Origin of the sequence: Nocardia coffeae (genome assembly GCF_019890715.1) — a bacterium.
In the GTDB taxonomy this organism is placed as follows: Bacteria; Actinomycetota; Actinomycetes; order Mycobacteriales; family Mycobacteriaceae; genus Nocardia; species Nocardia jiangxiensis.
Genome location: NZ_JAINZY010000080.1, coordinates 1 through 467, shown reverse-complemented (window position 1 = coordinate 467; position 467 = coordinate 1). Strand labels below are relative to the sequence as shown.

The 467-nt window shown below is 66.8% G+C and carries 1 protein-coding gene; it reads right to left on the bottom strand.

The annotated features are described in order from the left end of the window. Positions 1-467 (bottom strand): Rossmann-fold NAD(P)-binding domain-containing protein (locus K7711_RS47120; protein WP_504741155.1); only part of this gene is annotated, 467 nt, incomplete at both ends.

Sequence of the window (467 nt, the reverse complement as noted above, 5' to 3'; positions counted from 1 at the left end):
TAACCGGTCGTGCGGCCACCCAGGCGCTTGGCCGTCGCCAGCGCCTGCAACCCCGCAACACCCACACCCAGCACCAGAACCGTCGCCGGCTTCACCGTCCCGGCCGCGGTGGTCAACATCGGGAAGAACCGCGTGGACTCCGACGCGGCCACCAACACCGCCTTATACCCGGACACGTTCGCCTGCGAGGACAACGCATCCATCACCTGCGCACGAGAAATACGCGGAATCGCCTCCACCGCGAACCCCCGCACACCAGCGTCCTTCAACGCGGCGATCTTGTTGTCCGCATTACGCGGAGCCAGGAAACCGATCAACGTCTGGCCTGCCGACAGCTTGGCGACCTCCGCATCCGAAGGCGGGGCGACCTTCACCACCACCTGCGCCGACCACGGATCACCGACCTCAGCACCCACCTCGGTGAACGCCGAATCCGGAATCAAAGCCCCCCGCCCCGCACCAGCCTC